The sequence below is a fragment of the Actinomadura macrotermitis genome (assembly GCF_009604375.1).
In the GTDB taxonomy this organism is placed as follows: domain Bacteria; phylum Actinomycetota; class Actinomycetes; order Streptosporangiales; family Streptosporangiaceae; genus Spirillospora; species Spirillospora macrotermitis.
Map to the genome: position 1 here is coordinate 657,689 of NZ_WEGH01000004.1, position 24,101 is coordinate 681,789.

Consider the following 24,101-nt stretch of genomic DNA (forward strand, 5'->3'; position numbering starts at 1 on the left):
TGTAGTAGTCGCGCTACGGGGCCGGCAGCCAGGTCGGTGCGCGATGACGACCCTCAATCCGGCGAACGGCAAGGTTCCGGGGCCACCCGGGGCCGCGCTCCCGGACGGCCCGCTGCCGGTGGCGCCGCGCCGGCGCCGCCCGCTCGCGCCCGTCCTGTACCGGCTGATCGCGCCCGGGGCGCGGGCCCGCGCCGCCGACCCCGTCCCGTCCGCCCTCGCGCCGCTGCTGGCCGCGCACCGGGCCGCCTGCCCCCACCCCGACGAGGCGGCGCTGCTGCGCGGCTACCGGGTCGCCGAGGAACTGCACCGGGGGCAGCTGCGCAAGTCCGGCGCCCCCTACATCACCCACCCGCTGGCCGTCGCCACCATCCTGGCCGGGCTCGGCCTGGACACCACCACGCTCGTCGCGGCGCTGCTGCACGACACCGTCGAGGACACCCCCTACACCCTCGGCCAGGTGCGCGCCGACTTCGGCGACGAGATCGCGGTGCTGGTGGACGGGGTGACCAAGCTGGACGGCGAGCGCTGGGGCGACCGCGCCGAGGCCGAGACCTTCCGCAAGATCGTGCTGTCGGCCGCGGCGGACCTGCGGGTACTGGTGATCAAGCTGGCGGACCGGCTGCACAACCTGCGCACGCTCGGCTTCCAGCCGCCGCACAAGCGCGCGCGGATCGCCAAGGCCTCGCACGAGCTGCTGGTGCCGTTCGCCGAGCGGCTCGGCGTCCACGTGCTGAAACGGGAGATGGACGACCTGGCGTTCGCCGCGGGCGACCCGGGGGCGCACGCGGCGACCGGGCGCGCCGTCCGCGCGGCGATGCGCGGCGCGCCCGCCGCGTTCGGCCCGGCCGTGACCCGGCTGCGGGGCGCGCTCGCCGAGCACCGGGTCCGCGCCGACGTCAGCGTGCGCGTCTCGCACCTGTACGCGGTGCACAAGGCGACCGGCGGCGACCTGGCGGGCCTGCGGCCCTGCCAGGTGGCCCGGCTGCTGGTGGTCGTCGACGGCGCCGAGCGCGACTGCTACGTCGCGCTCGGCGCGGTGCACGCGGCGCTGCACCCGATCTCCGGGCGGGTCGCCGACTACATCGCGCTGCCGAAGGACAACCTGTACCGGTCGCTGCACACCCGGGTGATCAGCCCGGACGGCGACCCGCTGGAGGTGATCGTGCGCAGCCGGGCCATGCACCCGGTCGCCGAGTACGGCATCGTCGCGCACATCCGCGACGCCGCGCACCGCACCGGCGGGGAGGGGACCGGCGCGGTGGCCGGGCGGCGCGACCTGGAGTGGCTCGGCCGGCTGCTCGCCTGGCAGTCGGACGCGCCCTCGGAGCGGTTCCTGGAGAACCTGCGCACCGACCTGGCCGAGGGCGACGTGGCGGCGCTCAGCCCCGCCGGGCAGATCGTCACGCTGCCGGCCGGCGCGACCGTGCTGGACTTCGCCTACGCGCTCGGCCCAGCGACCGGCGACCGCAGCATCGGCGCCCTGGTCAACGGCCGCCCGGCCGCCCTGTCGGCCGAGGTGCGCGGCGGCAACGTGGTGGAGGTGCTCACCGACCCCGGCTCGGTGCCGTCCGCGGACTGGCTGGACTTCGCGGTGACCGCCCCGGCCCGGGTGCACATCGGGCAGGCGCTCGCCCGGCGCGGCGCCGAGGAGGCCGCCGAGGCCGGGCGCCGCCTGCTCGTGCGCGCCCTGGCCCGGCGCGAGCTGGACCTGCTGGCCGCCGAGGCGCACGGCGACTCCCTCGCCGTCGCCCGCGACCTGGGCTACCTGGAGGTCGACGAGATGTACGCCGCGCTGACCGCCGGCACGCTGGACCTGGCCGACCTGCTCGCCCGCTTCGCCGGCGCCTGACCCGCCCGCGCCGGCCGGCCGCTCAGCGCAGGTGCGGCGGGCCGTACCCCTCGAACGGGTCCCGGCCGGGCCCGCGCGACAGCGCGGCGACCGCCGCCAGCGTCGCGATGACGCCGGAGCCGCCCGCCCAGTCCAGCAGCGCGGTGGCGATGATGGCGGACGCGGGCGCGTCGGCCGACAGCGGCAGCAGCGTGACCAGCACGACGATCATCGCGCCGATCCAGCAGAACGCCCGCAGCGGCCGGGCCGCGGTGGCGACCAGCACGTGCAGCAGCGCGGTCGCCTGCACGGTCATGGCGCCCGCGCAGATGCCGTAGGCGAGCGCGGCCGTGTCGGTGCCGGTCGCGGTGAACACCGGGACCTCCACCCGGAGCAGCCCGTGCAGCAGCAGGACGCTCGCGGCGGCGAGGGCGGACGCGGCCGAGGCGCAGGCGAGGCCGCACAGCCACACGCGGCGCAGGTCCACCCCGGGCCGCTCGGCGAGGGCGTCGTGCAGGGCGAGGAAGTCGGTGAAGCGGCCCGGGGACGCCTCGGTGCGGCGGCGGGTGACCGACCGGCACCGGAACGAGCGCGCGTAGGAGCGGGGGCGTGCGGTCCCGCGCCGGGCACGCCGGGGCGGCAGTCCGTCGAAGAACGGTTCGAACGGCGTGTCGCCCATGGTTCCTCCCCCATCCGGACAGCACATTGCTACCCGGAGCGGTTCGCCGGGACTCCACCCCGTTCGGGTCTTTGTCGTCATTTGATCGTGGCCCCGCGTGCCCCCGACCGGCGCAAACGCCCTCCGCGCCGGGGTCCGGCAGGGCATTGTCGGAGGGCATCCCTGAGAATGCCCTGAGAACAACCTGAAGACGCAGCTCCCAGAAGGCGACCGCACGTGCCCACTCCCCCGCCCCACTCCGCGCCGGACGACACGCCGGCCCGGTCGCTCCTCGGCCGCTTCCTGTACTGGCTGACCCCCGACGGCCCGCACGACGACTGGCTGGAGCCCGACCCCGATCCGGACGGCGAGGACACGGCCGAGGGGAATCGCCCGCTAACGTGACGGTATGGAGGACGACGGCCCGGAAGCGGCGGCGGAGCACGGCACCTGGGAGTTCACCGTGGCCGAGGCGCGCGCCCTCGTGCCCCAGGTGCGCGAGCGGGCCGCCGAGATCGTCCGGCTGCGCGCGGACCTGGCCGAGCTGGCGCTGGAGCTGCGCGAGCTCGGCGCCTCGCCGCTCGGCGGGCGGGCCGAGATCAAGGGCCTGGAGGCCCGGCTGGACGAGGAGCTCACCTGGTTCACCGGGCAGGGCATCCAGGTGCGCGGCATCGCCCCGCTCCTGATCGACTTCCCGGCGGTGCTGGACGGGCGCCCGGTCTGCCTCTGCTGGCTGGAGGGCGACACCGAGCTGGCCTGGTACCACCGCGCCGACCTCGGCTTCGCCGGCCGCCGCCCGCTGCCCTGAGGGCCCGCCGCGCGGCGGCCCGGCCCTCTCCGGAGGGGCGTCGCCGGCGTATACCACGCTGATCCGCCAGAGGCCTAATCGTTACCAACTGCCCCATTGATCCGATTTGACCGCGAAGATACGTTCGCACGAAATCGATCATGAGGGAGGCCAGGTGGCGACCACCAAACGCGTGCAGACCGCACGGCTCGTGGCACTGACCTCGCTGGGGATGCTGCCCTGCGTCGTCGCACAGTCGGCCATGGCGCAGCCCGTCCGGCCGACGCCCATCACGTCCTATCCCGGAGACCCCGGGCGGCCGGGCGACCCGGCGAGCTGGCGCACCCCCGAGTTCGACCGGGACTCGGGCCTGGTGACCATCGGCGCGGAGTTCGCCTACGCCGGCGGGTACACCGGCGGCGGGCAGAACATCGGCGTCGTCGACTCGGGCTACTACACCGGGCACGTGCGCGAGCACGGCAGCCTGGCCACCGGCTACAAGGTGCCGGACCGCTTCACCCCGGTGGTCGCCAGCGGCGGCGACACCGGCAAGACCTCCGGCGCCTACGACCCCGCCTACAACGACAGCCACGGCACCCACGTCACCGGCACCATCGGCGCCAGCCGCGACGGCGTCGGCGAGACGACGCCGGACGGGCCCGAGGCCAACATGCACGGCGTCGCGTTCAACGCGCACCTGTACGTCGGCAACACCCACAAGACCGACGGCGTCTTCTACGGCCTGGTCCCGCCGGACGGCACCGACGCGCAGAAGATCGACAACGGCTACCTGGCCAACGTCTACCGCGCCGTCGCCACGGCGCGGACCAAGGACGGGCGGCCCGTCCGGATCATCACCAGCAGCTGGGGCAGCGCGCCGCCCACCGAGAACTACAACACCCTCGAACCGCCGCCCGGCGCCCCCGCGTCCTTCGGCGTGAACGCCGCCTGGCGCAACCTGGCCACCCCCGACGGCGTCCCCGACGGCAACGGCAACACGCTGCACTGGCTGAACGGCGCGATCCGCGTCGCCGAGTCCGGCAAGATCGTCCAGTTCACCGCGGGCAACGCCGGGGTCGCCAACCCGACGGCGCGCGCCGCGACGCCGTACTACCGGCCGGACCTGGAGCGCAGCTGGTACACCACCTCGGGCGTCAACCCCAACATCGGGCGCACGCTGAACGCCGACGGCTCGGTGCGGGTCCCGGGCCGGCAGGAGTTCAACCAGTGCGGCATCGCCAAGTGGTCCTGCGTCACCGCGCCGAGCCGGCTGATCAACAGCACCTGGGTCGAGGTCGTGGACGGGGTGCCGCGGGCGCGGTACCGGGCCGCGTCGGGCACCTCGATGGCCGGCCCGCACTCGGCGGCGGCGCTGTCGCTGATCATGCAGCGGTTCCCGTACATGACCAACACGCAGGCGCTGCACACGATGTACACGACCGGCCGGCAGAACGCCACGGTCTCCGACGCGTCCGGCGCCCATGTGCCCAACCCCACGGCCGGCCAGATGGTGCAGGTCCCCGACTCGCGCAACGGCTGGCACACCGTCAGCCTGCGTGAGGCGCTCCAGGGCCCGGGCCAGCTGCTCGGCGCGTTCGTCGCCGACACGCGCGGCTACACCGACGTGTGGTCCAACGACATCTCCGACGTCGCCATCCAGGCGCGCAAGCAGGAGGACGCCGCCGAGGCCGCCGCGTGGAAGGCGACCAAGGCCGAGCGCGGGTGGACCGACGGGCTGCCCTCGGACGCGAGCGCCAAGGACAGGTTCGACTACGCGGTCGGCACCCGGCGTGAGCAGGCCCGCAACGCCCGCACCTACGTGGGCGGCCTCGTCAAGCGCGGCGACGGGACCCTGTTCCTGACCGGCGCCAACACCTGGCACGGAGCGACCACCGTCGACGACGGCAAGCTGTCGGTGCTGGGCTCGCAGTCCGGCGGGATCGTCGTGCGCGGCGGGACGCTCGGCGGCACCGGCCGCGTGGCCGGCGACGTCGACGTCACCGGCGGGACGCTCCAGGCCGGCGTCTCGGCCGCGGAGGCCAGGCGCGCCGCCAACGAGCACGTCGTCGCGGGCACCGTCCTGAACGTCGGCGGGGACCTGCGCGTCGGCCACCACGGCGGCCTCCTCGCGACCGTCGCCGACGGCGCCGCCACGAGCGTGCGCGCCGCCGGCGACGTGACGCTCTCGGGGCGGCTGGACCTGGACGTCTCCGGGGACCTCACCCCGGGCACCCGGCTGACGGTCCTGAGCGGCACGTCGATCCACGGGACGTTCCGCGGCCTGCGCGAGGGCGGCGTCGTCACCGAGCACGGCCACCGGTTCAAGGTGTCCTACGCGGACAACAGCGTGACGCTGACCGTCATCCGCTGACAACGACACGAAAGGGCCGGGGGACCTCCGCAATGGAGATCCCCCGGCCCTTCGCTCGCGGCGGCCGCCGCGAGCGAGACGGTCAGATCAGACCTGGCCGGCCTTCTCCAGCGCCGAGCAGCAGGTGTTCACCAGCACGCGCGCCACGTTGTAGGGGTCGATGTTGGCGTTCGGGCGGCGGTCCTCGATGTAGCCCTTCTTGTCCACCTCGACCTGCCAGGGGATGCGGACCGAGGAGCCGCGGTCGGACACGCCGTAGCTGTAGACGTCGTGCGGGGCGGTCTCGTGCTGGCCGGTGAGACGGTCGGCGATGCCGTGGCCGTACTCGGCGATGTGCTCCTCGACCTTGCCCTCGGCGCCGAGCGCCTCGCAGGCGGTGATGATCGCGTCGTAGCCCTCGCGCATCGCCTTGGTGGAGAAGTTGGTGTGCGCGCCGGCGCCGTTCCAGTCGCCCTTGGCGGGCTTGGGGTCCAGGGTGGCGGCCACGTTGTGGTCCTCGGCGATGCGGTAGAGCAGCCAGCGCGCGACCCACAGGTGGTCGGCGACCTCGAGCGGGCCCGCCGGGCCGATCTGGAACTCCCACTGGCCGGGCATGACCTCGGCGTTGATGCCCGACAGCTTCAGGCCGGCCTGCAGGCAGGCGTCCATGTGGTGCTCGACGATGTCGCGGCCGAAGACCTCGTCGGCGCCGACACCGCAGTAGTACGGGCCCTGCGGGGCCGGGAAGCCGGTCTCGGGGAAGCCGAGCGGGCGGCCGGCCTGGAAGAAGGTGTACTCCTGCTCGATGCCGAACCAGGAGTCCTGGTCGGCGTACTGCTCGGCGACCGGGCGGAGCTTGGCCCGGTTGTTGGTGGGGTGCGGGGTGCCGTCCACGAGGAAGACCTCGCAGAGGACCAGCTTGTTGTCCCCGCCGCGGATCGGGTCCGGACAGGAGAAGACCGGCTTGAGCACGCAGTCCGACTTGTCACCGGGAGCCTGGTTGGTGCTGGAGCCGTCGAAGCCCCAGTCCGGCAGCTCGGCGCCGTCGGCGACGATCCTGGTCTTGGACCGGAGCCGTGCGGTGGGCTCGGTGCCGTCCACCCAGATGTACTCGGCCTTGTAGCTCAACGTCGGTTCCTCTCGTCCTGCGCGGCCTCTCGGTTGTGGCCGAAAACGAGAGTGTCAATGGGGCATTTCGGACCTGTTGCCCGTATGTGAACGCCGTGTTAAACGGGTGCTGACCTGGGCGAACGAGGCTGAGATACCGGTCACACGGCCTGTTTTCCGGCCATACCCCGCACTCGCGGGCGGGCTGGCATACTCCGCCCATGAACCCGGTGCTGCGCCGTTTGCATGAGGAACGTCACATCTACACCAGGGACCTGGAACGCGATCCCTCGCTGCTGGACGGCTACCCGCACCGGCACGTCTTCCTCGTCGCGACCCCGCGCGTCCTGAAGATCGCCCCGATGTCCGGCGCGCTGCCCGCGCTGCTCGCCGCCGTGGAGCGCCTGGAGGACCTCGGCTGGGAGGCGGTCGCCTGGTCGCTGGAGCAGCAGGGCAACTCCGGCGTGATGATGCGCCGGTCCGTCACTCCATGACCATCAGGGCGATGCCGCCCACGATGTGGCCGATGACCGTCATCACCAGCATCACCACGAAGATGTACTTGGCGGTCGGGTGGTCGAAGTTCCGGCTGCCGGTGTCGGGCTGCTTCTCGTTGCGCGCGACGACCTGCCGCTCCAGCGAGTCGAGCGAGGGGAACAGCGACCGCGGCTTCGGGGCCATCGGACCTCCAGACGATTAGTGCACTAATCGTTAGTGCGTATACATTGAACCCCATGACCGTCCCCGCCCGGAGCCCGCGATGAGTGATGTGCGCGACATCCCCGACCCGCTCGCCCTGGAGCAGCAGGTCTGCTTCGCCCTCGTCGTCGCCTCGCGCAGCGTCCTCGCCGTCTACCGGCCGCTGCTGGAGCCCATGGGCCTCACCCATCCGCAGTACCTGGTCATGCTCGCGCTCTGGCAGCACGACGGGCAGCCGGTCAAAGAGCTGAGCCGGCTCCTGCAGCTGGAACCGGCCACCCTGTCCCCGCTGGTCAAACGCCTGGAGGCGGCCGGGCTGGTGCGCCGGGACCGCGACGCGCGCGACGAGCGGCTGCTGCGGGTGACCCTGACGCCCGCCGGGCGGGCGCTGCGCGCCCGGGCCGAGCAGATCCCCGCGGCCATCGTGGACCGCCTCGGCATGGACCTGACCGAACTGCGGGCCCTGCACGGCGCGCTCACCCAGGTGATCACCGCCGCCGGGGCGGCCGTGGACCGGCCGCCGGGCACCTGAAACGATGTACTGATACCGGGCCCGAAGACGGTATCGTCTTTGCGGTCAGGGGGCTGTGGCGCAGTTGGTAGCGCGGCGAGCTTACACCTCGTAGGTCGTCGGTTCGAGTCCGGCCAGCCCCACTCGTTCGTGGGAGAGGTGTGCCTGCGGAAGGCGCAGGCCGACACTCTCTCGTCATTTCTCCCAGGGGAGCGACCCCCTGGAACCCCCGATGAGGCGTGCCTGCGGAAGGCGCAGGCCGACACTCTCTCGTCATTTCTCCCAGGGGAGCGACCCCCTGGAACCCCCGATGCGGGGCTCCGCCCCCACGCCCCCTGCGCGGGCCGGGGGCGAAACGGGTCACGGCTGGTCGGGGCCGTCCTGCTCGGCGAGGAAGCGCTCGAACTGGGCGGCCAGCTCGTCGGCGGTCGGCATGTCCTGGGCCTCGGCGAGCAGGCTCTCGCGCTCGGACGCGCCCGCGAAGGCGTCGTACTGCTGCTCCAGGGCGTGCACGACCTTCTCGACCTCGTCGTTGCCGGCGACCTGCTCGGCGATGTCGGCGTCGGTGCGGGCGGCGTCCTCGCGCAGCTTGGCGGCGGGCAGCACGAGGCCGGTGGCGGCGGTGACCGCCTCCAGCGCCGCGACCGCCGCGGCCGGGTAGGCCGACTGGGCGAGGTAGTGCGGGACGTGCACCGCGAAGCCGACGGCGTCGTGCCCGGCCTCGCCGAGGCGCAGCTCCAGCAGGCCCGCGGCGCTGCCGGGGACCTGGACCTTGTCGAACCAGGACGAGCGGGTGACCAGCTCGGGCCGGGTGGCGTGCGCGGTCATGCCGACCGGGCGGGTGTGCGGCACGCCCATCGGGATGCCGTGGAACCCGGCGACCAGGCGCACGCCGAGGCGCTCGACCAGGTGCCGGACGGCGCCGGTGAAGCCCTCCCACAGCCGGTCCGGCTCGGGGCCGGTGAGCAGCAGGAAGGGGGTGCCGACCTCGTCGTGCAGCAGCCGGACCGCCAGCTCGGGCGCGTCGTAGGACGCCCAGTGGTCCCGGTCGTAGGTCATGATCGGCCGCCGGGCGCGGTAGTCGATCAGCGCGTCGACGTCGAACCGGGCCACCACCCGGTGCTCCAGGGTCTCCAGCAGGTGCTCGCGCACCAGCTGCCCCGTCGAGCCGGCGTCCACGAAACCGTCGAGGCTGTGCAACAGCACCGGCCCGGTCAGCTCGGGCAGATCGCCGTCCAGTTCGTACAGGTCCTCAGGCTTCGCCACGTCTCCCCCACGCCAGCACCGGTTCAGGTGGGACCAACATAAGACATGGGCCGGATAATCCCGGTAACAGGGATCAGGTCTCGAAGACCCGGCTGGCGAGGAAATCCTCGGGCCGCAGCGTCGTCAGGTCGTCGCGGGTGACCTCTCCCCCGGCGGCGAGGAGCCGGCTGGCGTGCCGCAGGCGCGCGCGTTCGAGCGCGTTGCGGACGGACCGCGCGTTGGCGAACCGCGGCTGCTCACGGCGGCGTTCCAGATAGCTGCGGAACACCGGCTCGGCCTCGTCCGACAGGCGGTAGCCCTCGCGCGCGGTCATCAGCCGGCCGATCGCCTCCAGCTCGTCGGTGGCGTAGTCGGGGAAGTCGATGTGATGCGCGATGCGCGAGCTCATGCCCGGGTTGGAGGAGAAGAAGGAGTCCATCCGGTCCTTGTAGCCGGCCAGGACGACGACCAGGTCGTCCCGGTTGTTCTCCATGACCTGCAGCAGGATCTCGATGGCCTCCTGCCCGTAGTCGCGCTCGTTCTCGGCCCGGTACAGGTAGTACGCCTCGTCGATGAACAGGACGCCGCCCATCGCGCGCTTGAGGACCTCCTTGGTCTTCGGCGCGGTGTGCCCGACGTACTGGCCGACCAGGTCGTCGCGGGTCACCGACACCAGGTGCCCCTTGCGGATGTAGCCGAGCCGGTGCAGCAGCTCGGCGAGGCGGACCGCGACCGTGGTCTTGCCGGTGCCGGGGCTGCCGGTGAAGCACATGTGCAGGTTGGGGCGGCCGGAGTCGATGCCGAACCGGCCGCGCACCCGGTCGATGAGCAGCAGCGCGGCGATCTCGCGGATGCGGGTCTTGACCGGGACGAGGCCGATCAGCTCGGCGTCGAGGGCGTCCAGCACCTCGTCGGCGTGCGAGTCGGCGCGTTCGCGGGCCAGGTCGACGCGGGCGTCGGGCGGCAGGACCTCGGGTGGGGGCAACGGCTCCCCGGGGGCGACCGGGGAGCCGTTGCGCATGGAGAACTCGGTCATGAGTAGCGCTCACCCTGGGGCCGGTCGGTCGCGTACGCGTGCGTGCGGTAGCGGATGCGCCGGTCGGACGCCTCCTCGCGGTCCAGCCGGAAGCCGGGCTCCGCGGCGGGCCGCTGCACGATGAACGACAGCGCCGTGGTCTGCCGCCCGTACCGCGCGTCGTAGGCGTTCAGGCGGATGTAGTGGTTGGGGTAGGCCTTGCGGCACTCGTTCACCTCGAGCAGCACGCCGGCCGGGTCGGTGAGGTCGAACATCGGCAGGCCCCACATCTCCCAGTAGGAGTTGCGCGGGTGCGGGTCGTCGGTGAACTCGACCGAGCAGGGCCAGCCCTGGTCCAGGGCGTAGGCGATCTGCCTGCTGATCTCGTCGTCGGTCAGGTCGGGCAGGAACGAGAAGGTGCCTTGGGTGATCCGCATCAGCTGCTCACAGGGGTCTCGACGACGTCGGGGGTGTCGGTGGACTCGTAGGTGAAGGTGATGTCGCCCCAGGTGGCGAGCGCGACGTCCAGCTCGCGGCTGTTCTTGGCCGCGGCGCGCAGGATGTCGGTGCCCTCGGCGAGGAAGTCGCGGCCCTCGTTGCGGGCCTTGATCATCGCCTCCAGCGCGACGCGGTTGGCCGCGGCGCCGGCCGCGATGCCCATCGGGTGGCCGATGGTGCCGCCGCCGAACTGCAGGATGACGTCCTCGTCGAGGTAGTGCAGGAGCTGGTGCATCTGCCCGGCGTGGATGCCGCCGGAGGCGACCGGCATGGTGCCGGGCATCGACGCCCACTCCTGGTCGAAGTACAGGCCCTTGACGGGGTCGGCCTCGACCCGGTCCTTGCGCAGCGTGTCGTAGAAGCCGGCGACGCTGTTGGGGTCGCCCTCCAGCTTGCCGACGACGGTGCCGGCGTGGATGTGGTCGACGCCGGCCAGCCGCATCCACTTGGCGATCACGCGGAAGCTGACGCCGTGGTTCTTCTGCCGCGTGTAGGTGGAGTGCCCGGCCCGGTGCAGGTGCAGGATGACGCCGTTCGAGCGCGCCCAGTTGGCCATCGACTGGATCGCGGTGTAGCCGATGGTCAGGTCGATCATCACGATGACGCTGCCGAGCTCCTTGGCGAACTCGGCCCGCTCGTACATCGCCTCCATCGTCCCGGCGGTGACGTTGAGGTAGTGCCCCTTGATCTCGCCGGAGGCGGCCTGCGCCTTGTTGACGCCCTCCATGCAGTACAGGAAGCGGTCCCGCCAGCGCATGAACGGCTGGGAGTTGATGTTCTCGTCGTCCTTGGTGAAGTCCAGGCCGCCGCGCAGCGCCTCGTAGACGACGCGGCCGTAGTTGCGCGCCGACAGGCCGAGCTTCGGCTTGACGGTCGCGCCGAGCAGCGGCCGCCCGAACTTGCCGAGGTACTCGCGCTCCATGACGATGCCGTGCGCCGGGCCCTGGAACGTCTTCACGTAGTGCACCGGGATGCGCATGTCCTCCAGGCGGAGGGCCTTCAGCGCCTTGAACCCGAAGACGTTGCCGATGATCGACGACGTCAGGTTCGCGATCGACCCCTCCTCGAACAGGTCGAGGTCGTAGGCGATGTAGGCGATGAACTGGCCCTCCTGCCCCGGGACGGGCTCCACCCGGTAGCACTTGGCCTGGTAGTTCTCGTAGCTGGTCAGCCGGTCGGTCCACACCACCGTCCAGGTGGCGGTGGACGACTCGCCGGCGACGGCGGCGCCCGCCTCCTCCGGCGGCACGCCGGGCTGGGGGGTGATCCGGAAGGCGGCGAGGATGTCGCTGTCCTTCGGCTGGTAGTCCGGGCGCCAGTAGCCCATCTCCGCGTACGGGATCACGCCCGCCGACCAACGGCCTGCGCTCATCGTCACACTCCTTCTCGCCTTGCGGCGGTAAGCCCGGCCGGGCCGGGGACGGCGCGTCTCCCGAGAAAGGACGGCAGGCCCCAGGGGAACCGGGTGGCGCGCCGCGCCCCGGCCACGGTGTCCGTGGACGGTTCGAGACTGCCCCGGCGATACTTGCCATGTCCATCAAGTGTTTCGGGCGGATTGTTGAGCGATGACTGAATCAAGGCTGCGCACGTTCGTCACGCTGGCCGACACCGGATCGGTGCGCGAGGCGGCGCGGCGGCTGTACGTGACCGAGTCGGCGGTGTCGTCGGCGGTGACCGCGCTCGCCCGTGAGCTGGAGGTTCCGCTCGTCCGCCGGGAGGGGCGGGGGCTGCGGCTCACCCCGTCGGGGACCGTCTACGCCGCCTATGCGCGGCAGGTCCTCGGCCTGCTGGAGCAGGGCCGGGCGGCGGCGCGCGGTGCGGCCGAGCCGGGGCGGGGCACGCTGCGCCTGGCGGCCGTCACCACGGCCGCCGACCAGGTGCTGCCGGAGCTGCTGGCGTCCTTCCGCGACCGCTGGCCGGAGGTGGAGCTGGCGCTGGAGGTCGGGCCGCGCCGCCAGGTGTGGTCGAGCCTGGAGGCGCACGAGGCCGACCTGGTGCTGGCGGGCCGCCCGCCCGCCGAGCTGGCCGCGACGGTGCTGGCGCGCCGCCCGAACGACCTGGTCGTGGTCGGCGCGCCGGCGCTCGCGGCGTCGTTCACGCTGGACGCCACGCCGTGGGTGATGCGCGAGCCGGGCTCGGGCACCGGCGCGACCGCGCAGGCCTACCTGGCCGAGCGCGACGTCGCGCCGCCCCGCCTGGTGCTCGGCTCCAACGGCGCGGTGATCGCCGGGGCGGCGGCCGGGCTCGGCGCCGCGCTGGTGTCGCGGGACGCGGTCGGCGCGCACCTGGCCGACGGCCGGCTGGTGGTGATCGACGCGCCCGGCACGCCGCTGCACCGCCCCTGGCACGCCGTGGCCGGCGCCGACCCGACGCCGACGACGCTGCTGTTCGTCGGGCACCTGCTGGAGGCGCCCGGCTGGGCGGCGGCCGGGCAGGACGCCGAGTGGGCTCGCTCACACCGTCCCGGGTGACCGCTCCGCGCCATCCCGCAACGGGCAGAATCGAATTCGGACTCCCGGAAGGAACTCCCCCCATGACGGCCGACCGCAGCTACGACATCGTCCTGTTCGGCGCCACCGGCTTCACCGGCGGCCTCACCGCCGAGTACCTGGCCCGGCACGCGGGCGGCACCAGCTGGGCGCTCGCCGGGCGCAACCGGGCCCGGCTGGAGGCGGTGCGCGAGCGCCTCGCCGCGATCGACCCCGGCCTCGCCACGCTGCCGCTGCTGATCGCCGACACCGCCGACGCCGCCTCGATCGAGGCCGTCGCGGCCGCCGCCCGGGTGGTGATCACCACGGTCGGCCCGTACGCCGAGCACGGCGAGCCGCTCGTCGCCGCCTGCGCCCGCGCCGGCACCGACTACGTCGACCTGACCGGCGAGCCGACCTTCATCGACGAGATGTACGTCCGCCACCACGAGCAGGCGGTGCGCACCGGCGCGCGGATCGTGCACGCCTGCGGGTTCGACTCGATCCCGCACGACCTCGGCGCCTACTTCACCGTCCAGCGGCTGCCCGAGGGCGTGCCGCTCCACGTGGAGGGGTTCGTCCGCGTCAACGCCGACATCTCCGGCGGCACCCTGCACTCGGCCGTCGGGATCTTCGCGGACGTGCCCGGCATGGTGCGCGCCGAGCGCGCGCGGAACGCCCTGGAGCGGCGCCCGGCCGGACGGCGGGCGCGCGTGTCGCGGTGGCCCGTCCCCAAGGCGCGGGTGTCGGGCTGGACGCTGCCGCTGCCGACCCTCGACCCGCAGATCGTGGTGCGGTCCGCGTCCGCGCTGGAACGTTACGGGCCCGACTTCTCCTACGGCCACTACGTCGCGGTGCGGCGGCTGCCGACAGCGGCCGCGATGGTCGCCGGCACCGGCGCGGTGCTCGCGCTCGCCCAGCTGCCGCCGGCCCGCTCGCTGCTGCTCCGGCTGCGCGCGCCCGGCGACGGGCCTTCGCCCGAGCGCCGCGCCAAGCACTGGTTCAGCGTGACGTTCGTCGGCGAGGGCGGCGGGCAGCGGGTCGTCACCGAGGTCGCGGGCGGCGACCCCGGCTACGACGAGACGGCCAGGATGCTCGCCGAGTCGGCGCTCTGCCTCGCCCACGACGACCTGCCCGCGACCGCCGGGCAGGTCACCACCGCCGCCGCGATGGGCGACGCGCTGATCGACCGGCTCGTCAAGGCCGGGCTGACGTTCCGGGTCGTGCGCGGCCCGGAGCCCGCGGCCGGCTGAGCACGGGGATCGGGACCACCGCCTCGACCGCCGTGCCGGCGCCGGGGCGGCTGGTCACCACCACCCGGCCGCCGAGCAGCTCGGCCCGCTCGGCCATGCCGCGCAGCCCGTAGGAGTCCGACCGCGCACCCGGCTGGCCGGCCGGGAACCCGGCCCCGTCGTCGGCGACGCGCAGCCGCACCCGGTCGCGGTCGTGCTCCAGCAGCAGGTCCAGGCAGGACGCGCGGGCGTGCTTCAGGCAGTTGCCGACGGCCTCCTGCGCGATCCGGTACAGCGCGGTCTGCACGTGGTCGGGCAGCGCGGCCTCCAGCTCCCCCGCGACCGTCACGGTGACGTCCAGGGCGGCACCGGCGTCGCGGGCCAGCGTCGACAGCGCCGCCGACAGGCCGAGGTCGTCCAGCACCGGCGGCCGCAGCCCGCCGATCGCCGCGCGCGTCTCGGCCGAGGCCAGGTCGCACAGCTCCCGGGCCAGCATGATCTGCGCCAGCGCCTCGGGGTGGTGCTCGGGCAGCGCCCGCTCGGCGGCCGACAGGTGGAAGCCGAGGCTGGCCAGCCGCTGCGCGATGCCGTCGTGGATCTCGCGGCTCAGCCGGGTCCGCTCGGCCTCCTGCGCCTCGACGGCGCGCTCGGCGAACCGCTCGGCGGCGTGCTCGCGCTCGCGCGCGGTGCGCAGCCGCCGGGCCGAGCAGAGCACCGGCGCGAACAGCTCGCCGAGCGCGGTGACCAGGGCGGCGTCGGCGTCCGCGCACGGCCCGGCCGACCGCACGTCCAGCACCGCGATGACGGCGCCGTCGCTGTGCACCGGGACCGCGACGCCGCGCCCGTCGGCGTGCGGCCGGGACCGGCCGTGCGCGGCGGCCCAGCCGACGTCGCCGTCGCCGAGCGGGACGGGCTCGCCGGGGCCCTCCACCGCGCGGCCGGCGTCGTCCAGCACGTACACGTCGCAGAACGCCAGCGCCTCGGCCGAGCGGACGACCAGCCCGGCCAGCTCGTCCGCCAGCTGCGGCAGCTCGCGGTCGGCGCAGGCCACCGCGACGATCCGCACCAGCAGGTCGCGCCCGTGCCCCTCCAGGGCCTGCTTCCCCACCACGGGCGGGGTCACCGGAACAGCCCCTCGCGCAGCGCGACCGCGATCGCCGCGGACCGGTCGGCGACCTCCAGCTTGCGGTAGAGCGCCCGCAGATGGCTCTTCACCGTCTCCTCGCTGAGCACCAGCCGCGCCGCGATCGCCTTGTTGGACAGGCCGCCGACCAGCAGCGACAGCACCTCGCTCTCGCGCTGGGTGAGGCCGCGGTTGGCGCCCGGCCAGAACTCGCCGCGGGTGAGGCGGGCGGCGGTGACGGCCATCCGCCCGGCGAGCGTCGGGTCCACCACCGTCTCGCCCTGCGCGACCTCCTCCAGCCGCCGGACGAGCTCGGGGCCGTCCACCCGCTTCAGCAGGTAGCCGCCCGCGCCCGCGCGCAGCGCCTCGAAGACGTACTGCTCGTCGTCGTAGACCGACAGGAACACCACCCGCGCCTCCGGCACCGTCCCGGTGAGCGCGCGGCACAGGTCCAGGCCGCTCTCGGGGCCGAGCCGCACGTCGAGCAGGACCACGTCGGGGCGCAGCATGGTCACCAGCCGGGTGGCGTCGGCGGCGTTGCCGGCCTGTCCCACGACGCGCACCCGCCCCGCGAAACCGGCCAGCATCGCCTGCAGACCGGCGAGGATCATCTCGTGGTCGTCCACCAGGACGACGCGTACGGGGGCTCCCATCCCGGCACGATAACAACCCCAAGCTACTCACCAGTAGCCCCGGCCTGGTGGGCCTTTCCGGCGTTTCACCCCCTTTCTCACCCATTGGGGTGACGAGCGGTGAGGACGCCCGTCATACGTTCAGGGTCGGATTTCGCTACCGGCTCGCAAGGAGGCCAGGTGCCCCATCGGATCGTGCATATGCTCCGGGCGCGCGGATCAGGACGCCGCCCCGTCATGCTCGCCATCGCCGGGGACAGCGCGGCGGGCAAGACGACACTGACCCGGGGGCTCGTGCAGTGTCTGGGGGAGGACCGCATGACCGCGGTCTGCGTGGACGACTACCACCGCTACGACCGCAGGGAACGGGCCGGCAAGCCGTTCACGGCGCTGCACCCCGACTGCAACCACATCGACATCATGGAGCAGCACCTGCAGCTGCTGTCGATGGGCGAGCCCATCCTCAAGCCGGTGTACGACCACGCGACCGGGGAGCTGGTCCGGCCCGAGCTGGTGAAGCCGAAGGACTTCGTCATCGTCGAGGGCCTGCTGCCGCTGCACACCCGCCTCGCCCGCGCCTGCTTCGACATCACCGTCTACCTGGACCCGCCCGAGCCGCTGCGGCACTCGTGGAAGGTCCAGCGCGACTGCGACAAGCGCGGCTACCGGCCCGAGCAGGTGCAGGCCGAGCTGGACCGGCGCGAGCCCGAGAGCGCCGCCTACATCCGCCCGCAGCGCAAGTGGGCCGACATCGTGGTGCGGTTCGCGCCGGTCGCCGAGCGCGTCGACCCGCCCGGCACGCCCCTGTCGGCCGAGCTGCTGCTCCGCCCGACGATCGACCACCCCGAGCTCGCGCCCGTCCTGGAGGCCGTCACCTCCCCCGGCGGCGGCGACACCGCGATGCACCTGCGGCTGCACCGCGACACCGACGGCCGCCCGGTGGACGCCCTGCACGTGCACGGCTACGTCCAGCCGGAGGAGTCCCAGATCATCAAGAAGGCGATCTGGGAGCGGGTCGGGCAGCGGGCCGGCGACGGCCGGCTGGACGCCGACGCGCTCGGCCGCTACGCCGGCGGCACCAGCGACCCGCTGGCCATCACGCAGCTGCTGCTGCTCTACCACCTGCTGGACGCCGACCACCGCCAGCAGGCCGCCTAGGCCCTGGCGGACGCGTTCGGGCACCACGGACGGCGGATCGCGCGGGGAGGCCCCGGATCCCGGGCCGCGCGATGCCGCACGCCGGGAGGGCGAGTCAACCGGTCACCCGGGCGCCCTCCCGGCTTTCCGTGTGCGCGGCCAGCTCCCCCCAGGGGATCTCCGGCCGCTCCAGCGCCACGACCGCCAGCGACTGGCCGCCGCGCACCGTCTCACCGGGCTCGGCGGCCAGCCGGAACCGGGCGTTCGGGCGGTGCGACTCGCCGACGGCCAGCAGCGTGCTGCCCTGCCGCAGCAGGAAGATCGCCAGATCCAGCCGGGACCACTCCCCCGCGTCCGCGGGCACGTCCACCCGGAACAGGGTGGAGTCGGAGTCCAGGGTGCTGGCGAGGTTGTGGTAGATCGAGGCGACCCCGGGGTTGCGGACGGCGACCGCGACGACCGCCGGGTCGTCGATGTCCACCGGCTCGATGTCGGGGTCGATCAGCTCCAGCGCCTCGGCGATCTCGGCGCGGCGGCCGCCGTCGTGCACCCCGGCCAGCAGGTGCGGGCGGACGCCGGCGCCGCTGCGGGCCAGGTGGGCGTTCAGGCCGAGCATGACCCGGACCGTCTCGTCGTCGGTGCGGCCGGTGACCAGGACCGTCCGGGCGTGCTCGACGCAGGCGCGGGCGAACGCGGACTCGTCGTACAGCACTACGTCGTACAGGCCCGGGTCGGGGTTCTCCCCGGAGAGCTGGTCCGGCCAGAACACCGTCACCACCGGGGTGCGGGCGTAGGCGGGGTCGGCGCGCAGCTGGCCGATGACGGCCCGCAGGCCGTCGCGGTCGTAGCCGACGGCCACGATGTGCTTGCGGTGGTGCAGCCGCGCCTGCCCGTTGGCCTTCATCGTCCTGCCCTTCGCCATCCACAGCGTCAGCTCCGCGAACAGCACCAGCCCCGCCGTCAGCCCCGCGATGATCACGATGGAGCCGCCGATCCGGCCGCCCGTGCTCACCGGGAACAGGTCGCCGTAGCCGGTGGTGGTGCCGCTGACGAAGAAGTACCAGAGGTAGTGCACCGGCTGCCTGATCTTGGCGTCCGGCGGCTCGAAGACCGCCATCAGCGTCCAGCCGAGCAGGCCGGCCAGCAGCAGCACCAGTGCGGGCGCGCGCCAGGCATGGGCGCCGAGCCCGTGCATCAGCCGCCTGACCAGATACGGCACCGTCGCCTCCCGGCTGCTGCTCACCGATGGTGCGAGGCAGCGTGACATCGGTCGTTTGCGACGTCAAGCCCGAAATCGCCCAAAAGGGACGTCACTCGGTCACCCTGCGCGAGCAGGGGCACTGGCCGGAGTCGGCCACCGCCCGCCCGGCGCGTCAGGCGCCCGTCAGACGCCCGTCCGGCGCCTCAGCACCCGGGCCAGCGCCGCCTCCACCTCCGCGGCCAGGCCGGGATCGACGGGGAACGGCTCGGCCGGGCGGTCCTCCCGGACGGCCTCGCGGGTGTGCCCGCAGTCGCGGCACTCGATCTCACCGAGGCGGCACAGCAGCGCCACCGAGCCGCAGCGGGCGCAGCGGTCCAGCTCGGCGTCCCAGCCGTCGGCCAGCTGGCAGAGCGGGCAGGCGAGCACCTGCCGGTCGGCCCGGACCCCGCGCCGCCACGGGCTCGCGCCGCGCACGGGGTCGTTCTGCCGGGCCCCGCAGCGGAAGCAGGGCATCACACCTCCAGGGTGTGCGGGGAGCGGGACCCGGCCGGGCCCGTTCCGCCACTCTCAGAGTTCGGCGAGCGCCTTGCGGTACTCGTCCAGGTCGCGCGCGTCGGGAAGGGCGTTCTCCACCTTCCAGCGGACGACGCCCGCGGTGTCGATGATGAAGGTGCCGCGGGTCGCCAGGCCCTTGGCCTCGTCGAACACGCCGTAGCGCCGCGCCACGCCCCCGTGCGGCCAGAAGTCCGACAGCAGCGGGAAGGTGTACTTCTCCTGCTCGGCCCACGCGCGCAGCGCGAACACCGAGTCGACCGAGACGGCCAGCACCTGGACGTCGTCCTCGGCGCCGAACGTCGGCAGCTCGTCGCGGATCGCGCAGAGCTCGCCGGTGCACACGCCGCTGAACGCCAGCGGATAGAACACCAGGACGACGTTCTTGTCGCCACGGAAGTCCGACAGCCTGACCGGCGCGCCGTGCTGGTCCTTCAGCTCGAAGTCCGGTGCGCTGTCGCCTACCTCGACCGCCACAACCTCTCCCCGCGGATCGTTCCCCGCCCGGGCGGGGGCCTGTCGCGCCGCACGGGCGTACGGCGCACGCGCCAGTCTGCCACCCGGCGCGCGCGATCGGGAGGCCGGTCACCGCCCGCTCCCGGTCACCGGAGGCGGACGGCGGACCGGCGTCCGGCTACTTGCGGACCTTCGGTGCGACCAGGCGCGTGCCCGACCACTCCTGGGCGGCGCTGATGCTGCTGGTCTGGGCCAGCCCGGCGGCGACGGCGGCCTCGCCGATGTCGCTCGGCTCCACGTGCCCCTCCCGCCCGGCCTTCGGCGTCAGCAGCCAGATCTGGCCGCCGCTGGCCAGCGGCACCATGGCGTCGGTGAGGCCCTCGAACAGGTCGCCGTCCTCCTCGCGCCACCACAGCAGCACGATGTCGACGACGTCCTCGTAGTCCTCGTCGGCCAGCTCGGCCTCGGTCACGAGCTCGATCGAGTTACGCAGATCCTCGTCGACATCGTCGTCGTAACCGATCTCCTGCACCACCTGGCCGGCCTTGAGGCCGAGCCGTTCGGCCAGGCTGCGCTCACTCTGCGCCTGACCCGCGGTCGCGCTCACGAAAGTCCTCCAATGGTCGTTGCGGTCTCCGCCCGCCCCGCGGGGTGGACGCCAGCTGTCATCGAATGCGCACCCGGTGCTGTCCGGGCCCCCCGGACGGACGGCCCGCCCGCACCGCTGCGGTGTTTGCGGGACAGTCCACACAAGTAAGGGGTCGTCGCGCAAGTGTCTTCATGGCTTTTGGTGGGGTCGCCGCCCCGAATACGGCCGTGCTCGTCACCTGGCACGCACCGAGGGTAACAACCCTCGCTCATCCCGCAAGGAAGGACAACCGCACTTGGCGATCGGGGTTGTCCACGTTCAGGTCGACCAGCGCGATCGACTGCCAGGTGCCGAGGGCGAGCCGCCCCTCCAGCACCGGGACCGAGGCATGAGGCGGGACGAGCGCCGGCATCACGTGCGAGCGGCCGTGCCCGCGCGAGCCGTGCGCGTGCCGCCAGCGGTCGTCGGCGGGCAGCAGGTCGCCGAGCGCGGCGAGCAGGTCGTCGTCGCTGCCGGCGCCGAGCTCGATGATCGCCACGCCCGCCGTGGCGTGCGGCACGAACACGTGCAGCAGCCCGTCGCCGCCCTGTTCCGCGGCGAACCGCTCGCATTCGGCGGTGATGTCCTGTACGACCTCCCGGTCCCCGGTGGTCACCTGGATCACGGTGCTCTCCATGGGCAGGTCTCTACCCCGCCGCGCGCCGGCGACCCGTCGCCACGCGGTCCGTCGCGGTGCGCCCCGTCACATCCGCGGGTGCGCCGCCTCCATGGCCGGCGTCTCGATCACCGCGTCGGGGCCGGGGAAGACCAGGCGGGTGTGGCCGTCGTCGAAGCGGACCAGGTACGGCGGGGCGCCCCCGTCGCCGTGCACCTCGACGATCTCCCCCATCTTGTCCGGGTGCCCCACGGCGTTGCCGTGCACGTGCAGCCGGTCACCGATCGATGCGTTCATATGCTCCCCCCAGACGATCACGGTCCCGTTCTCCGGGGCCGCCCGGGCATGTCCCGCTATCTCCCACGATGGTACGTGGCGGCCGTCACGTCGAGGGAGGGCGGGGCGGCGGCCCGAAAAAAGCCGCCGGGGGGTTCGCGCACCGCCTCTCACCGGCCAGAATGGTTACCGGTTGGTAGAGATGCGTTAGCCGTCACAAACGGCGACGATGGATCACGAACCCTAACGACCACCAGTCGTGATAGCTCAAACGGTAAGCACAGAGGGGACCCCGTGGCTTCCGGACGTCAACGCTTTTCGATCATCAGCGACGGCCTGCCGAGCCAGCTGCCCGACATCAACCCGGACGAGACCCGGGAGTGGCTGGAATCGCTGGACACGGTCATCAAGACCCAGGGCCGCGGCAGGGCCCGCTACGTGATGCTCCGGCTTCTCGAGCGGGCCCGCGAGCAGCAGGTGGGCGTGCCCAGCCTGCGCAGCACCGACTTCATCAACTCCATCCCGCCCGAGAGCGAACCCTGGTTCCCCGGCGACGAGCACGTGGAACGGCGCATCCGCGCCTACATCCGGTGGAACGCGGCCATCATGGTGTCCCGGGCGAACCGCCCGAACCTCGGCGTCGGCGGCCATATCGCCACCTACGCCTCGGCCGCGTCGCTGTACGAGGTCGGCTTCAACCACTTCTTCCGCGGCAAGGACCACGGCGAGTCCGGCGACCAGGTGTTCATCCAGGGCCACGCGGCCCCGGGCGTGTACGCCCGCGCCTTCCTGGAGGGCCGCCTCACCGAGGACAAGCTGGACGGCTTCCGCCAGGAGATCTCGCACCCGGGCGGCGGGCTGTCGTCCTACCCGCACCCGCGGCTGATGCCCGACTTCTGGGAGTTCCCGACGGTGTCGATGGGCCTGACCGCCATCGACTCGGTCTACCAGGCCCGGTTCAACCGGTACCTGTACAACCGCAAGATCAAGGACACCTCGCGCTCGCACGTGTGGGCCTTCCTCGGCGACGGCGAGATGGGCGAGCCCGAGTCGCTCGGCGCGATCGGCCTGGCCGCCCGCGAGGAGCTGGACAACCTCACCTTCGTCGTCAACTGCAACCTGCAGCAGCTCGACGGCCCGGTGCGCGGCAACGGCAAGATCATCCAGGAGCTGGAGTCGTTCTTCCGCGGCGCCGGCTGGAACGTGATCAAGGTCGTCTGGGGCCGCGACTGGGACCCGCTGCTGGCGCAGGACGCCGACGGCGTGCTGGTCAACAAGATGAACACCACCCCCGACGGGCAGTTCCAGACCTTCACCGTCGAGTCGGGCGAGTACATCCGGGAGAAGTTCTTCGGCGACGACCCCCGGCTGCGCAAGATCGTCCAGCACCTGACGGACGACGACCTGCGCAAGCTGTCGCGCGGCGGGCACGACTACCGCAAGGTCTACGCGGCGTTCAAGGCCGCCCGCGAGCACGTCGGCCAGCCGACGGTGATCCTGGCCCACACCATCAAGGGCTGGACGCTCGGGTCGGACTTCGAGGCCCGCAACGCCACGCACCAGATGAAGAAGCTCACCAAGGCCGAGCTGAAGGAGTTCCGGGACCGCCTGTACCTGGACATCCCCGACTCGGCGCTGGAGGGCGAGCTGCCGCCCTACTACCACCCGGGCGAGGACTCCGACGAGATCCAGTACATGCGCGAGCGCCGCGCGGCCCTCGGCGGCTTCCTGCCGAAGCGCGTGGTGCGGGCCAAGCCGCTCAAGCTGCCCGGCGAGGCGGTCTACGGCGAGCTGCGCAAGGGCTCGGGCAAGCAGAACATCGCCACCACGATGGCGTTCGTCCGGCTGCTCAAGGACCTGATCAAGGACGAGAACATCGGCGCCCGGTTCGTGCCGATCGCCCCGGACGAGTACCGCACGTTCGGCATGGACGCGATGTTCCCCACCGCCAAGATCTACTCGCCGCACGGGCAGACCTACGACGCGGTGGACCGCAAGCTGCTGCTCACCTACAAGGAGTCCGAGCAGGGCCAGATGCTGCACGAGGGCATCAGCGAGGCCGGCTCGATGGCGTCGGTGATCGCGGCGGCGACGTCCTACGCCACGCACGGCGAGTTCATGATCCCGGTCTACATCTTCTACTCGATGTTCGGGTTCCAGCGGACCGGCGACCAGATGTGGGCGCTCGGCGACCAGATGGGCCGCGGCTTCCTGCTCGGCGCGACCGCGGGCCGCACCACCCTCACCGGTGAGGGCCTGCAGCACGCCGACGGGCACTCGCCGCTGCTCGCGGCGACCAACCCGGCCTGCGTCCACTACGACGCGACCTACGCGTTCGAGCTGGCGCACATCACCCGGGACGCGCTGCGCCGGATGTACTCCCCCACCGAGGAGCACCCGCACGGCGAGGACGTCTTCTACTACCTCACCGTGTACAACGAGCCGTACCAGCAGCCGGCCGAGCCCGAGGGCCTGGACGTCGGCGGCCTGCTCAAGGGGCTGTACCGGTACAAGCCGGCGCCGCAGGTCGGCGACGGGGACGCGCCGAAGGCCAACATCGTCGCCTCGGGCGTCGCGGGCCGCTGGGCCGCCGAGGCACAGCGCCTGCTCGCCGAGGAGTGGGGCGTCGCGGCCGAGGTGTGGTCGGCCACGTCGTGGAACGAGCTGGCCCGCGAGGCGCAGGCGTGCGACGAGTGGAACCTGCTGCACCCCGACGCCGAGCAGCGCGTGCCCTACGTCACCCGCGCCCTCGGCGAGGCCTCCGGCCCGATCGTGGCGGTGACCGACTACATGCGGGCCGTCCCGGACCAGATCGCGCCCTGGGTGCCCGGCGACTACTCCTCGCTCGGCACCGACGGGTTCGGCTTCTCCGACACCCGCGCGGCGGCGCGGCGCTTCTTCCACGTCGACTCGGCGTCGATCGTGCTGGCGGTGCTCACCCGCCTCGCCCGGCAGGGCGAGGTCAAGCACGAGGCGCTGCAGCAGGCGATCGAGCGCTACAAGCTGGACGCCGACGTGAGCAGCGTCTTCGCGGGCGGCGTGCAGACCGCCGAGAGCAACACCGGCGGCGAGTCCTGACCGG

Annotated in this window: 25 protein-coding genes and 1 tRNA gene; 11 read left to right on the forward strand and 15 right to left on the reverse strand. The window is 73.0% G+C overall.

What is annotated here, in order from left to right:
• The first annotated feature begins 43 nt into the window (after positions 1–43).
• Positions 44–1,849 carry a RelA/SpoT family protein gene (locus ACRB68_RS31615; protein WP_153538909.1) on the forward strand — a complete coding sequence of 602 codons (1,806 nt, stop codon included), beginning with the start codon at positions 44–46 and terminating at the stop codon, positions 1,847–1,849.
• Between the two features lie 22 nt (positions 1,850–1,871).
• On the opposite strand, the gene ACRB68_RS31620 is transcribed toward ACRB68_RS31615, so the two are convergent.
• Positions 1,872–2,507, reverse strand: coding sequence for a hypothetical protein (locus ACRB68_RS31620; RefSeq protein WP_153538911.1), 636 nt, complete (start codon positions 2,505–2,507; stop codon positions 1,872–1,874).
• A gap of 216 nt (positions 2,508–2,723) precedes the next feature.
• Here ACRB68_RS31620 and ACRB68_RS31625 point away from each other — a divergent pair, with 216 nt between their 5' ends.
• From ACRB68_RS31625 to ACRB68_RS31635, 3 genes are all read left to right on the forward strand, one after another.
• Positions 2,724–2,891, forward strand: a complete 168-nt coding sequence (locus ACRB68_RS31625) for a hypothetical protein (protein ID WP_153538913.1) — start codon at positions 2,724–2,726, stop codon at positions 2,889–2,891.
• Positions 2,892–2,895: 4 nt separating this feature from the next.
• On the forward strand, positions 2,896–3,294 hold the full coding sequence (locus tag ACRB68_RS31630; protein ID WP_153538915.1) for a DUF2203 domain-containing protein: 399 nt from the start codon (positions 2,896–2,898) through the stop codon (positions 3,292–3,294).
• Positions 3,295–3,448: 154 nt separating this feature from the next.
• Positions 3,449–5,644, forward strand: a complete 2,196-nt coding sequence (locus ACRB68_RS31635) for a S8 family serine peptidase (protein ID WP_153538917.1) — start codon at positions 3,449–3,451, stop codon at positions 5,642–5,644.
• Between the two features lie 87 nt (positions 5,645–5,731).
• Here the strand turns inward: ACRB68_RS31635 and glnII are convergent, their stop codons facing one another.
• A complete protein-coding gene (glnII, locus tag ACRB68_RS31640) occupies positions 5,732–6,751 on the reverse strand; it encodes a glutamine synthetase (protein ID WP_153538919.1) in 1,020 nt (339 codons plus the stop codon).
• Positions 6,752–6,951: 200 nt separating this feature from the next.
• Between glnII and ACRB68_RS31645 the strand changes: the two genes are divergently transcribed.
• Positions 6,952–7,224, forward strand: a complete 273-nt coding sequence (locus ACRB68_RS31645) for a hypothetical protein (protein ID WP_153538921.1) — start codon at positions 6,952–6,954, stop codon at positions 7,222–7,224.
• On the opposite strand, the gene ACRB68_RS31650 is transcribed toward ACRB68_RS31645, so the two are convergent.
• Positions 7,214–7,411, reverse strand: a complete 198-nt coding sequence (locus tag ACRB68_RS31650; protein WP_153538923.1) for a hypothetical protein — start codon at positions 7,409–7,411, stop codon at positions 7,214–7,216. The two genes, ACRB68_RS31645 and ACRB68_RS31650, sit on opposite strands and share 11 nt — an antisense overlap.
• A gap of 79 nt (positions 7,412–7,490) precedes the next feature.
• On the opposite strand from ACRB68_RS31650, the gene ACRB68_RS31655 reads away from it, so the two are divergent.
• Together ACRB68_RS31655 and ACRB68_RS31660 are read left to right on the forward strand one after the other, a co-directional pair.
• Complete coding sequence (locus ACRB68_RS31655; protein ID WP_153538924.1) at positions 7,491–7,961, forward strand: MarR family winged helix-turn-helix transcriptional regulator; 471 nt, start codon at positions 7,491–7,493, stop codon at positions 7,959–7,961.
• Positions 7,962–8,010: 49 nt separating this feature from the next.
• A tRNA-Val gene (locus tag ACRB68_RS31660) sits at positions 8,011–8,083 on the forward strand.
• A 217-nt stretch (positions 8,084–8,300) separates the two neighbouring features.
• On the opposite strand, the gene ACRB68_RS31665 is transcribed toward ACRB68_RS31660, so the two are convergent.
• From ACRB68_RS31665 to ACRB68_RS31680, 4 genes are all read right to left on the reverse strand, one after another.
• On the reverse strand, positions 8,301–9,206 hold the full coding sequence (locus tag ACRB68_RS31665) for a proteasome assembly chaperone family protein (protein WP_328595027.1): 906 nt from the start codon (positions 9,204–9,206) through the stop codon (positions 8,301–8,303).
• A gap of 73 nt (positions 9,207–9,279) precedes the next feature.
• Positions 9,280–10,221 (reverse strand): CbbX protein, encoded by a 942-nt coding sequence (cbbX, locus tag ACRB68_RS31670; RefSeq protein ID WP_153538928.1) that lies wholly within the window; start codon positions 10,219–10,221, stop codon positions 9,280–9,282.
• Positions 10,218–10,637 carry a ribulose bisphosphate carboxylase small subunit gene (locus tag ACRB68_RS31675; RefSeq protein ID WP_153538930.1) on the reverse strand — a complete coding sequence of 140 codons (420 nt, stop codon included), beginning with the start codon at positions 10,635–10,637 and terminating at the stop codon, positions 10,218–10,220. Before ACRB68_RS31675 ends, cbbX begins: the two co-directional genes overlap by 4 nt.
• The gene (locus ACRB68_RS31680) at positions 10,637–12,070 is read right to left on the reverse strand and encodes a form I ribulose bisphosphate carboxylase large subunit (RefSeq protein WP_153538932.1); all 1,434 of its coding nucleotides are present in this window, start codon (positions 12,068–12,070) and stop codon (positions 10,637–10,639) included. Before ACRB68_RS31680 ends, ACRB68_RS31675 begins: the two co-directional genes overlap by 1 nt.
• A 193-nt stretch (positions 12,071–12,263) precedes the next feature.
• Here ACRB68_RS31680 and ACRB68_RS31685 point away from each other — a divergent pair, with 193 nt between their 5' ends.
• Complete coding sequence (locus ACRB68_RS31685; protein ID WP_153538934.1) at positions 12,264–13,169, forward strand: LysR family transcriptional regulator; 906 nt, start codon at positions 12,264–12,266, stop codon at positions 13,167–13,169.
• A gap of 62 nt (positions 13,170–13,231) precedes the next feature.
• Complete coding sequence (locus ACRB68_RS31690; protein ID WP_153538935.1) at positions 13,232–14,419, forward strand: saccharopine dehydrogenase family protein; 1,188 nt, start codon at positions 13,232–13,234, stop codon at positions 14,417–14,419.
• On the opposite strand, the gene ACRB68_RS31695 is transcribed toward ACRB68_RS31690, so the two are convergent.
• Together ACRB68_RS31695 and ACRB68_RS31700 are read right to left on the reverse strand one after the other, a co-directional pair.
• Positions 14,364–15,521 (reverse strand): GAF domain-containing sensor histidine kinase, encoded by a 1,158-nt coding sequence (locus tag ACRB68_RS31695; RefSeq protein ID WP_328595028.1) that lies wholly within the window; start codon positions 15,519–15,521, stop codon positions 14,364–14,366. The genes ACRB68_RS31690 and ACRB68_RS31695 overlap by 56 nt on opposite strands.
• Positions 15,518–16,174 carry a response regulator gene (locus ACRB68_RS31700; protein WP_153538937.1) on the reverse strand — a complete coding sequence of 219 codons (657 nt, stop codon included), beginning with the start codon at positions 16,172–16,174 and terminating at the stop codon, positions 15,518–15,520. Before ACRB68_RS31700 ends, ACRB68_RS31695 begins: the two co-directional genes overlap by 4 nt.
• 159 nt (positions 16,175–16,333) lie before the next feature.
• On the opposite strand from ACRB68_RS31700, the gene ACRB68_RS31705 reads away from it, so the two are divergent.
• Positions 16,334–17,311 (forward strand): phosphoribulokinase, encoded by a 978-nt coding sequence (locus ACRB68_RS31705; protein WP_328595029.1) that lies wholly within the window; start codon positions 16,334–16,336, stop codon positions 17,309–17,311.
• Positions 17,312–17,405: 94 nt separating this feature from the next.
• On the opposite strand, the gene ACRB68_RS31710 is transcribed toward ACRB68_RS31705, so the two are convergent.
• From ACRB68_RS31710 to ACRB68_RS31735, 6 genes are all read right to left on the reverse strand, one after another.
• Complete coding sequence (locus tag ACRB68_RS31710; protein WP_153538939.1) at positions 17,406–18,533, reverse strand: potassium channel family protein; 1,128 nt, start codon at positions 18,531–18,533, stop codon at positions 17,406–17,408.
• 141 nt (positions 18,534–18,674) lie between these two features.
• Positions 18,675–19,004 carry a hypothetical protein gene (locus tag ACRB68_RS31715; protein ID WP_153538941.1) on the reverse strand — a complete coding sequence of 110 codons (330 nt, stop codon included), beginning with the start codon at positions 19,002–19,004 and terminating at the stop codon, positions 18,675–18,677.
• 54 nt (positions 19,005–19,058) lie between these two features.
• Positions 19,059–19,520 carry a peroxiredoxin gene (locus ACRB68_RS31720; protein WP_328595030.1) on the reverse strand — a complete coding sequence of 154 codons (462 nt, stop codon included), beginning with the start codon at positions 19,518–19,520 and terminating at the stop codon, positions 19,059–19,061.
• 157 nt (positions 19,521–19,677) lie between these two features.
• On the reverse strand, positions 19,678–20,106 hold the full coding sequence (locus ACRB68_RS31725) for a DUF3052 domain-containing protein (protein WP_328595031.1): 429 nt from the start codon (positions 20,104–20,106) through the stop codon (positions 19,678–19,680).
• A 250-nt stretch (positions 20,107–20,356) separates the two neighbouring features.
• The gene (locus tag ACRB68_RS31730; protein ID WP_153538945.1) at positions 20,357–20,764 is read right to left on the reverse strand and encodes a secondary thiamine-phosphate synthase enzyme YjbQ; all 408 of its coding nucleotides are present in this window, start codon (positions 20,762–20,764) and stop codon (positions 20,357–20,359) included.
• A 66-nt stretch (positions 20,765–20,830) separates the two neighbouring features.
• Positions 20,831–21,040 carry a DUF1918 domain-containing protein gene (locus ACRB68_RS31735; RefSeq protein ID WP_153538947.1) on the reverse strand — a complete coding sequence of 70 codons (210 nt, stop codon included), beginning with the start codon at positions 21,038–21,040 and terminating at the stop codon, positions 20,831–20,833.
• A gap of 273 nt (positions 21,041–21,313) precedes the next feature.
• Here ACRB68_RS31735 and aceE point away from each other — a divergent pair, with 273 nt between their 5' ends.
• Positions 21,314–24,097 carry a pyruvate dehydrogenase (acetyl-transferring), homodimeric type gene (gene aceE, locus ACRB68_RS31740; protein ID WP_407924316.1) on the forward strand — a complete coding sequence of 928 codons (2,784 nt, stop codon included), beginning with the start codon at positions 21,314–21,316 and terminating at the stop codon, positions 24,095–24,097.
• The last annotated feature ends 4 nt before the right edge of the window (positions 24,098–24,101 follow it).

Bases quoted from the DNA above. Each gene is read 5' to 3' on its own strand.
- ACRB68_RS31615 (WP_153538909.1), top strand. From the start codon at position 44: ATGACGACCCTCAATCCGGCGAACGGCAAGGTTCCGGGGCCACCCGGG.
- ACRB68_RS31620 (WP_153538911.1), bottom strand. From the start codon at position 2,507: ATGGGCGACACGCCGTTCGAACCGTTCTTCGACGGACTGCCGCCCCGG.
- ACRB68_RS31630 (WP_153538915.1), top strand. From the start codon at position 2,896: ATGGAGGACGACGGCCCGGAAGCGGCGGCGGAGCACGGCACCTGGGAG.
- ACRB68_RS31645 (WP_153538921.1), top strand. From the start codon at position 6,952: ATGAACCCGGTGCTGCGCCGTTTGCATGAGGAACGTCACATCTACACC.
- ACRB68_RS31650 (WP_153538923.1), bottom strand. From the start codon at position 7,411: ATGGCCCCGAAGCCGCGGTCGCTGTTCCCCTCGCTCGACTCGCTGGAG.
- ACRB68_RS31655 (WP_153538924.1), top strand. From the start codon at position 7,491: ATGAGTGATGTGCGCGACATCCCCGACCCGCTCGCCCTGGAGCAGCAG.
- cbbX (WP_153538928.1), bottom strand. From the start codon at position 10,221: ATGACCGAGTTCTCCATGCGCAACGGCTCCCCGGTCGCCCCCGGGGAG.
- ACRB68_RS31675 (WP_153538930.1), bottom strand. From the start codon at position 10,637: ATGCGGATCACCCAAGGCACCTTCTCGTTCCTGCCCGACCTGACCGAC.
- ACRB68_RS31680 (WP_153538932.1), bottom strand. From the start codon at position 12,070: ATGAGCGCAGGCCGTTGGTCGGCGGGCGTGATCCCGTACGCGGAGATG.
- ACRB68_RS31685 (WP_153538934.1), top strand. From the start codon at position 12,264: ATGACTGAATCAAGGCTGCGCACGTTCGTCACGCTGGCCGACACCGGA.
- ACRB68_RS31690 (WP_153538935.1), top strand. From the start codon at position 13,232: ATGACGGCCGACCGCAGCTACGACATCGTCCTGTTCGGCGCCACCGGC.
- ACRB68_RS31700 (WP_153538937.1), bottom strand. From the start codon at position 16,174: ATGGGAGCCCCCGTACGCGTCGTCCTGGTGGACGACCACGAGATGATC.
- ACRB68_RS31715 (WP_153538941.1), bottom strand. From the start codon at position 19,004: ATGCCCTGCTTCCGCTGCGGGGCCCGGCAGAACGACCCCGTGCGCGGC.
- ACRB68_RS31730 (WP_153538945.1), bottom strand. From the start codon at position 20,764: ATGGAGAGCACCGTGATCCAGGTGACCACCGGGGACCGGGAGGTCGTA.
- ACRB68_RS31735 (WP_153538947.1), bottom strand. From the start codon at position 21,040: ATGAACGCATCGATCGGTGACCGGCTGCACGTGCACGGCAACGCCGTG.